The following is a 10,241-nucleotide window of genomic DNA, read 5'->3' on the forward strand; positions in this document are numbered from 1 at the left end:
TGGGTAGTGCTCGGCGGTCCAACTTACCCGCCGCAGTCAACGGAATCGAATCCAACACCACAAACACCGACGGAACCATATGCCCCGGCAACACCGACACCACCCGCTCACGCACCACCTCGACATCGACCAACCCACCACCGACACCGAACACATACGACACCAACACCGTCGCCCCCGTAGGACCATCGACACCCACCGTCGCCACGAAATCAACCTCAGGAAGAGCCGCGATCACCGCATCGATCTCACCCAACTCGATCCGGAAACCACGAACCTTCACCTGAAAATCACTACGACCCACATACTCCAAAACCCCAGAACCAGTCCACCGCACCACATCACCCGTGCGATACATCCGCTCCCCCACAACCGAAAACGGCGCCGCGACGAACCGCTCCGCCGTCAAACCCAACCGATCATGATAACCACGCGCCAACCCCGGACCAGCCAAATACAACTCACCCGCAACACCCACCGGAACCGGCTGCAAACGCGAATCCAACACCACCACAGCAAAACCCGACACCGGAGAACCGATATCAACCGGAACACCCGGCGACATCGGCGCACTCAACGACGCAAACACCGTCGCCTCCGTCGGACCATACGCATTGAACATCAACCGACCCGGCGCCCAACGATCAACCAAATCCGACCCAGAAGCATCACCACCGGTCGCCACCACTGCAAGCGCATCCAGACCGGCCGGATCCACCGACGCCAACGCCGCCGGCGTGACGAACGCATGCGTGACGGCCTCCTCACGCAACAACTGAGCAAGCTCCACACCACCGAAAACATCGGTCGGCGCAATCACCATCGTCGCACCACCAGAAAACGCCAACACCAACTCGAGCACCGACGCATCGAAACTCGGCGACGCAAACGCCAACGTCCGCGAAGCAGGAGTAACCCCGAACCGAACCCGCTCCACCTCAGCCAAATTCGACAGACCCCGATGCGTCACCACCACACCCTTCGGCACACCCGTCGAACCCGACGTATAAATCAAATACGCAGCATCATCGAGACGAACCGAACCCAACCGATCGCTGCTCAAAAGTGGCTCGGCTGAAAGATCGTCGAGTTCTCCTACGGTCGACTCCTCATCCATGACGATCCACGACACCCCGCCGGCGGCCTGCCCCAGATCGGACACATACTCAGCCGCAGTAATACCCACCGCCGCACCAGAATCGGACAACATATGAGCAATACGATCCACCGGATACGACGGATCCACCGGTAAGAACGCACCACCAGCCTTCGCCACCGCCCACACCGCAACCACCGACTCCACCGAACGCCGCAACCCCAACGCCACAAACGAACCCACACCCACACCACGACCGATCAACAACCGCGCCAACCGCGACGACCGAACATCCAACTCCCCATACGACACCGACACCCCACCACACACCAACGCAATCGCATCCACACCGGCAACACCCACCGCAGCAGACAAAATCTCCGGCAACAACCCACCCACCACCGACACACCACCACGCACCGGCACCAACAACTCACGCTCGGACACCGACAACAAATCCAGCTGTCCCATGAGTAGCTCGGGCGTGGTTGCGAACGCCGTCAACATGCGAACAATCCGCTCGACGATTGATTCGACCTCCGTCGAATCGAACAGTTCGGGCAGGTATTTCGCTTCGATATGGAGCTGGTCGTTTGCCATGGCGACCAATGTCAGTGGGTACTGAGCGGTATCGCTGCCGTCCTGAATGTTCGACACCCGCATGCCGGCGATGTCGGTGTCATCGGAGAGCCCAGCCCGATCGACCGGATAGGACTCGAACACCGTCAGGGTGTCGAATGCGACACCAGGCCCTACTGCACGCTGGATCTCGGTCAATCCGAGGTAGTGATGGTCCAGTAGACCTGCCTGCTCTGCCTGCAACCGAGAAATGAACTCGCCCAACGTCTCCTGAGGATCTATCGTGACGCGGACCGGCAGCGTATTGATGAACAACCCGATCATCGATTCGATGTCGTTGATCTCGGGCGGTCGACCGGACACGGTTGTGCCGAACAGGACATCTGTGCGCCCGGTCAACGTTGCAAGGACGGTGCCCCATGCAGCCTGGACGAGCGTGTTGACCGTAACCCCGCGCTCGCGTGCCACTCCGCGTAGTCGCTCGGTGTCGGCGGCCGACAGTGATGTCAGCACACGTGCTGCGAGCGTCGACTCCTGCCGACGGCTTTCGATCGGCGTCAGCAGCGTAGGTTCGGACAGCCCGGACAATGCTTCGCTCCAGGCAGACCGCGCGCTCGCTGCATCACGGCGACTCATCCATCTCAAATAGTCGCGATACGCAGGTACGCGGGGCAATATCGAGTCATCGCCGTCCGTTGCGTACAACGTGAGCAGTTCGCGGATGAGCAGAGGCGTCGACCAGCCGTCGATAAGGATGTGGTGATTGGTCATGACTACTCGCCACTCGCCCGGACGGACGTCGATGAGCGTGAACCGCAGCAGCGGTGCCTCGGCCATGTTGAAGCGCGTAGCGCGATCGGTGGCCATGATGCGTTCGAGTTCGATCTGCGCAGCGGACCCGTCCAGTGCGGTGAGGTCGTATTCGTTCCACGGCACCTCGACATCACGTTCGACGATCTGCACCGAATCGCCGTCCATGTTGTGCACGAATGCAGTCCGCAGGTTTGCATGACGGTCGAGAAGTTGCTGAGCGGCCGCTCGGAAGCGAGTCCGATCAAGCGTGCCACCCAGCTCCAACACCAACTGGACGATGTAGGCGTCGACGGACTGGTCCGACAACTCGGCATGGAACAGCAGCCCGGATTGAAGCGGTGACATGGACCAGATGTCCACGAGCTTCGGATACCTGGACTCGATGTCGTCGATTGCCGCTTGATCGAGCTGCACCAAGTCGAGATCCGACGGGGTGAACCCACCCGCGTCGACAGTGCGTGCGTGCCGTGCCAGGCCGGTCAAAGCCCGCACCCATAGGGCGGTCAGTTCCTCGACATCTTCGGAATCGAGGACTCCCGACGGAAAGGCGAAGGTGGCTTCGAGAACGGCGCCTGCCTCACCGGTCGTGGTCACCGCGTTGATGTCGAGGACCGCTGCTACCGGCAAATCCGAGTTCTGGACATCACCGATGTCCGCGTCGTCGACCGGTAGCCAACCTACGTCACCGAGGTTGTCCGGGATGCCTGCGCTGTAGCGACCGAGATAATTGAAACTGATCTGCGGATTGGCGTGTGCGGCGAGCGCCTCCCTTGACTGCTCGTCGAGGTAGCGCAGCATGCCGTAACCGATACCGTGATCCGGTACCGCCAACAGGCATTCCTTGACCGACTTGATCAGACTTCCGGCGGATACCCCACCGTCCAGCGCATCGTCGATATCTGTGCCGGACAGGTCGATTCGAACTGGGAAAATGGTGGTGAACCATCCCAGTGTTCTCCCTAGATCGGCGCCGGGTACCACGTGATCTTCGCGTCCATGGCCTTCGAGGCTGACGAAGACCTCGCCGTCCACTACCTCGCCGTCCACTCCGCCTCGAGTACGGCGCCAGGCTGCGATTGCCAGCGCCAGTCCGGCCATCAATCCGTCGTTGACACTGCCATGGAAGACATCGGGGATCGTGGTGAGTAGATCCTCGGTGACCGCTGCGGAGAGCTCGACATCGATTCGCTCCACCGTGTCGTACACATCGACTGCCGGATCGAGTGGACGAGATCCGATCAACTGATCGGGACCTTCCAGCACCTGTTGCCACAGATCGAGTTCGCTGCGGCGAGCGACAGCCTCATCTCGGAGCCCGTGGGCCCATCGGCGCATCGACGTTCCGACCGGCGCGAGTACGGGCTCTTGGCCGGCGACTACTTGCGACCAGGAAGATGCCAAGTCCGGCACCAGAATTCGCCAGGATACGCCGTCGACTACAAGATGGTGGGCGACGATCAGTAACCGGGACGGCTCTGAGCCCGCGTCGAACCACACCAGCTGCAGCATCGACCCCGCGGCCGGATCCAACCGGCCCGCAGCGCGCTCGAGTTCGGCCGACGCCAAAGTCGAGAATTCGCGACCCGAAGCCGAATCGACGCCTACGCGGCGGATGATCTCGGCGGCAGCGACCGCCCCTGCCGGACGAACGTCCATCGCCCATTCGTCTTCTTCGCGCTGCAGACGAGCGCGAAGCATGTCGTGGTGATCCAGGACGGATTGCACTGTGCGCTCGAGCACCGTTTGATCGATCCCCGGTGGCAGGGTGAGCAGTGCGGTCTGCGTATGACGATCGAACTGTTGAGTCCGCTCGATCATCCAGGACACGATCGGTGTCAGCGGGACCTCGCCGACTCCGCCGCCTGGAAGTTCCTCCAAGATCGCGGCGTCCGCGTCATCCACCGACAGTGCGACCTCAGCCAGCCCAGCGACGGTCTTGCGTTCGAAGACATCGCGCGGTGACAGAACGAAGCCCGCCGCTTTTGCGCGCGAGACCAGTTGAATCGACATAATGCTGTCACCACCGAGGGCGAAGAACGAGTCGTCGACACCGACATGATCGAGCCGCAACACTTCCGCGAAGAGGCCTGCCAGCATTTTCTCGACCGGAGTGTTCGCGTCGCGACCGGACTCGGGCCTGTTGTCGAACGTCGGGTCCGGTAGTGCTCGGCGATCGAGCTTGCCTGCTGGGGTCAACGGAATGGCGTCGAGTTCGACGAATGCCGTCGGAACCATGTGGGAGGGTAAGGCTCCCGCAACGTGCTCACGCAGAGCGCGTATATCGAACCTGGCATCGGCCGCCGGCAGGATGTAAGCGACGAGAATTGTGTTTCCCGCAGGCCCGGTAGTGCCGACCGTCGTCACGAAGTCCACGGACGGATGCGCAGCGAGCACACTGTCGATCTCGCCGAGTTCGATTCGGAAACCTCGGACCTTGACCTGTGAATCACTGCGTCCGACGAACTCCATCGCACCTTCACGGTTCCAGCGAACGATGTCACCGGTGCGATACATGCGTGACCCGACCGCATCGAACGGGTTCGCAACGAACCGCTCGGCGGTGAGCCCGAGACGTCCGTGATAACCGCGGGCAAGAGCTGGGCCCGCGAGGTAGAGCTCACCCGGTACCCCGACCGGGACCGGATTCAACCGCTCGTCGAGTACGACCTCGACGAAACCTAGTGTCGGCGAGCCGATGTCGACGGGGGCACCCGGGGACATGCTGGTGCTGATCGAGGAGAATATAGTCGCCTCGGTAGGTCCGTAGGCATTGAACATCGACCGCCCCGGTGCCCACCGAGCAACCAATTCCGGAGGACAGCTGTCGCCGCCGGTAGCGATGACCTCGAGCCGGCTCAGACCGACCGGGTCCACGGATGCAAGTGCTGCGGGTGTGACGAACGCATGGGTGACCTGCTGCTCCGCGAGCAGCCGGCTCAGATCGGGCCCGCCGTACATCGCCGGGGGTGCGATCACCATGGTGGCGGCGCCGCCGAAGGCCAACATGAATTCGAGAATCGAGGCATCGAAACTCGGGCTGGCGAACGCCAGAGTGCGTGAAGCCGTAGTCACCCGGAATCGGGTGCGCTCCTCCTCGGCCAAGTTGGACAGCCCTCGGTGAGTGACAACGACGCCCTTCGGAACACCCGTCGAACCCGAGGTATAGATCAAATAGGCAGCGTCGTCGAGTCGCAGCGGCCGAATACGATCGACGTCGTGAACTGCCTCGCCCGAGTGCACGGCGATGGCGATCATCTCGTCAGCGTCGTCGAGTAGCACCCACGTCGTCGCCGATAGTCCCTGCAGTTGCGGCGCGTCTGCCGAAGTGGTGAGACCGATGACGGCTCCCGAATCGGTCAGCATGTGTTCGATACGGTCGGCTGGATACGTCGGATCGACGGGGAGGAAAGCCGCACCGGCCTTGGTCACGGCCCACAATGCAACGATGGTTTCCGCCGAACGCGGCATGGCCAGTGCAACTACCTTGCCGGGACCTGCACCGAAGCCGACCAACGCGCGGGCCAGCTGCGACGAGCGGGCATCGAGTTCTCCGTAGCTGATGACCGCGTCTTCGAACCACACGGCGTCCGCTGCAGCACCCGCTGCGGTGACCGCTGCCGTCAAAATGTCCGGCAGTAGACGAGAGTCGCCTCCTCGCGCACCGCGGACAGGCGCAAGCGCATGTCGCTCGGCTGGGGAGAGTACATCTATGTCCCCGACAATGATGCTCGGTTGGGCTGTCACTGCCTCGAGAATCACCTGTAGACGCGCCGCGAACCCCGCCACCGTCGACTGGTCGAACAGATCGCTCGCGTAACGGAACGACGCTTCGATCCCCGCTTGAAGGCCGGAATCTTCGAAGGTCTCCGAGATCGTCAACTGCAGGTCGAAGTTGGCTATGTCATTGGCAAGTTCGACGCCCTCGATCTCGAGGCCGGGCAACGTGATGTTCGGTCGGTCGGTGTGCTGGAACTCGAGCATCACCTGAAAGAGAGGCGTGTACGAGGCCGATCGAACCGGATCGAGCGCGTCGACGACACGCTCGAACGGTATGTCGGAGTGCGTGAAAGCAGCAAGGTCGGCAGTACGTACTGAGTTCAGCACGGTGTCGAAGGATGCCGATCGATCGAGCTCGGTACGTAGAACGAGTGTGTTGACGAACATGCCGACCAGGTCGTCCAGTGCAGCATCGCCGCGTCCGGAGATCGGTGTACCGACCGAAATATCTTCGGAGGCAGACAGAGTCGACAGCAGTACCACCAAGGATGCGTGAACGATCATGAAGACACTGGAGTCGCGGGAGGCTGCCAACTCGGCCATCCTACGATGGAGCTCACCGTCCAAATCGAAATCGACTTGCGCTCCTCGGAACGACGCCTCGGCCGGGCGGGGCCGGTCGTACGGGAGCGGGAGGATCTCAGGGGCCCCGGACAACGTGTCGACCCAGAAAGAGAGCTGAGTCGACATCAGTGATGCCGGATCGGACTCCGAACCCAGGAACTCGCGCTGCCACAGCGAATAGTCCGCGTACTGAACGGGTAGCGGTGCCGGGGTGGGGGCATCGCCACCAGCACGAGCGCTGTACGCGACGATGAGGTCACGGGCCAGAGGAGCCGTGGAAAAGCCGTCGGACGAGATGTGGTGGACGACGAATGCGAGAACGTGCTCGTCCCTGCCGACTTCGATCAATCGGGCACGAATGGGAACGGACCTGGAAACGTCGAAACCTGTGGCTGCGATCTCGGCGACCAACTCGGCCACGTGCGCTGACGAATGCGCGAGAACAGGAGTCAGGTCGGGTTGAGCCTGGCGAGATTCGAGAATCGATTGGATCGGCCCGTCGTCGGTCAAGGGAAAGACCGTGCGCAAGGACTCGTGCCGGTCGATCACATCACCGATTGCACTGCGCAGCGCATCCACATCGAGGGTGCCGGTCATCCGCATCGCGAAGGCGACGTTGTAAGCGGCAGAGGATGTGTCGTACTGGTTGATGAACCACATTCGCTGTTGCGCGAGCGACACCGGGATGGATTCTGGGCGCACTACCGACGTCAAGGCCGGGCGTGTATCGGTCCGGTATCCATGGGACTCGGCGGTCTCGGCCAAAGCTCGGACTGTCGGCCCGTCGAACAGATCGCGCACTGTCAATGTCGAACCGAGAGCAGAGTTGACGCGCGCCACCAGACGCATGGCTACCAGGGAGTTGCCACCCACTTCGAAAAAGTTCTGGGTGACTCCGAGCTGGGAGAGACCGAGAAGATCGGCGAACTCTGCAGCAATGATCTCCTCGACCGGGTTCTGCGGGCTGACCAGCTCGACATCAGCAGTTCCGAATTCCGGCTCCGGAAGCATCTTTCGATCGAGCTTTCCGCTCGCATTCAGAGGGAACTCGTCGAGTTCGATGAAGAGAGAGGGAACCATGTACGCGGGTAACGACTCCGCCAGCGCTGCGCTCAGTTCGGCGCCGTCGATTACTCGCCCGCGTGCAGCGACCACGTAGGCAACCAGAACCTCGCCGGTTGCTTCGTTGCTGTGGACGATCGCGACTGCCTGGGCAACGGACTCGTGGCGCAGCACAGCAGCTTCGATTTCCGGCAGCTCGATACGCAGACCACGGAGCTTGACCTGGAAATCGGTACGACCGATGTATTCGAGGTTGCCGTCGGCGCGCCATCGTACGAGGTCCCCGGTGCGGTATATCCGAGCACCTGGCCCGCCGAAGGGATCGGCGATGAACCGATCCGCGGTGAGATCCCCGCGTCCGACGTACCCTCGAGCAAGCTGAATACCGGCGAGGTAGAGCTCACCGGGGGCACCGATGGGAGCCGGCTTCAGGGACGCATCGAGGACGTAGACCCTCGTGTTCCACACCGGTGCCCCAATCGGGACAACGGTGGGATCTGTTGCGGCGCAGTGGTAGGCAGTGACGTCGACCGCAGACTCGGTGGGGCCGTACAGGTTGTGTAGATCCGCATCGGAGAAGTCTGTGAACACGCCGACGGTTGCCGGCGGCAACGCCTCCCCGCTACAGAACACCAGCCGCAACGACACGCAGTCGTCGGAATGTGCACCATCGGTGAACACAGCCAGCATCGACGGAACGAAGTGCACCGTGGTGATGCGCTCACGGAGAATCAAACGCGAAAGGTATTCCGGGTCGCGGTGCCCATCCGGTTCGGCGATGACGAGCTTCGCGCCGATCTGAAGAGCCCAGAAGAACTCCCACACCGACACGTCGAAGGTTGCGGGAGTTTTCTGCAGCACATTGTCCGACGGCTCGAGGCTGTATTCGTTCTGCATCCACAGCAGGCGGTTGACGATTGCTTCATGGCTGACCGCAACGCCCTTCGGGCGCCCGGTGGACCCCGAGGTGTAGATGACATAGGCGGTGTTTCGTCCGCTGATCGCACTGTGACGCTCAGCGTCCGTCACCGGGTCGGTAGCCCGGTCCGAGACGTCGATCAAATCCACGGCGAGCACTGGAGTAGCCACAGGGACATTGATCCAGTCCCGACTGGTGGTCAGGATGCAGACCGGATCAGCACTGTCGATGACATACGCCGATCGATCGGTCGGGTGGTCCGGATCTATCGGGACGTAGGCACCGCCTGCCTTGACGATTGCGTACATTCCCACAAGCAGATCGATCGAGCGCCGAATAGCGAGCCCGACGTGGGTTTCCGGACCCACGCCGAGTGAAATCAAGTGACGTGCAAGCTGATTGGAGCGGTCGTCGAACTCGCGGTAGGTCACGTGTTCGTCCTCGAAAACCAAAGCTATCGAGTACGGACTCCGGGCCACCTGCAGATCGAACAAGGTATTGAGCGTCGGATCCGAACCGACCGTCGCCGGCAGGACGTGATCGGTTGCATTCCAATCTTCCAGAACGGTCTCACGCTCGCGTCGCGACAGGATCTCGACATCGCGGAGCGGGACGGTCGGAGACTCGCATATCGAACGCAGCAATCTGAGGAATCGATCCACGAAGTTGTCGATGGTAGATGCATCGAACAGTTCGGTGGCATACGTGAATGCTGCTGGGAGCGAACCTGATTCCGTTGCGGCTTCATCGACCCGCAGCTGTAGATCGAACTTGGTCGTTCCGGTCGACAATTCCTCGAACGCGACGGCGAGGCCGGGCAATTCAAGATGCGCGCTCTGGTTGTTCTGGAATTCCAGTAGTACTTGGAACAGGGGTGAGTGATCGGTGGAGCGGGTCGGTGCCAGGGCGTCGACGAGTCGCTCGAATGGGATGTCGGTGTTGTCGAAGGCCGCGAGATCTGCCGCCCGGGTAGCAGCGAGAAGTTCGGTGAAACTCGCGTGCGGTGAGACCTCTGTCCGCAGGACGAGGGTCCCGACGAACATGCCGACAAGGTTGTCCAAGCCCGCCTCTCCGCGTCCGGCGATGGGAGTACCGACCGTGATGTCCTCGGTACCACTGAGGCGCGCCAGCAGCAATGCCAGCGCAGAATGGACAACCATGAACAGAGTGGAGTCATGCTTCGACGCCAACTGCATCAGTCCATCCCGACTGTCGGCGGGGATCTCGAATGCGCGGGTTGCACCCAATATCGATTGTTGGTTCGGGCGTGGATGATCGATCGGCAACGGCAACACATCCGGCACATCCGCCAACACCTGCGACCAAAACGCCAACTGACGCGACAGCACAGACTCCGGATCATCCTCACTACCGAGAACCTCACGCTGCCACAACGTGTAATCGACATACTGCACCGCCAACGGCTCCCAC

At 61.6% G+C, this 10,241-nt stretch carries 1 protein-coding gene; it reads right to left on the reverse strand.

Annotated features, from left to right (window positions below):
- On the reverse strand, positions 1-10,225 hold a 10,225-nt coding region (locus BJI47_RS08495), incomplete at its 3' end, for a non-ribosomal peptide synthetase (protein ID WP_176224746.1).
- Positions 10,226-10,241 lie beyond the last annotated feature (16 nt).

Source organism: Rhodococcus sp. 1168 (assembly GCF_002091955.1).
Lineage (GTDB): Bacteria > Actinomycetota > Actinomycetes > Mycobacteriales > Mycobacteriaceae > Rhodococcoides.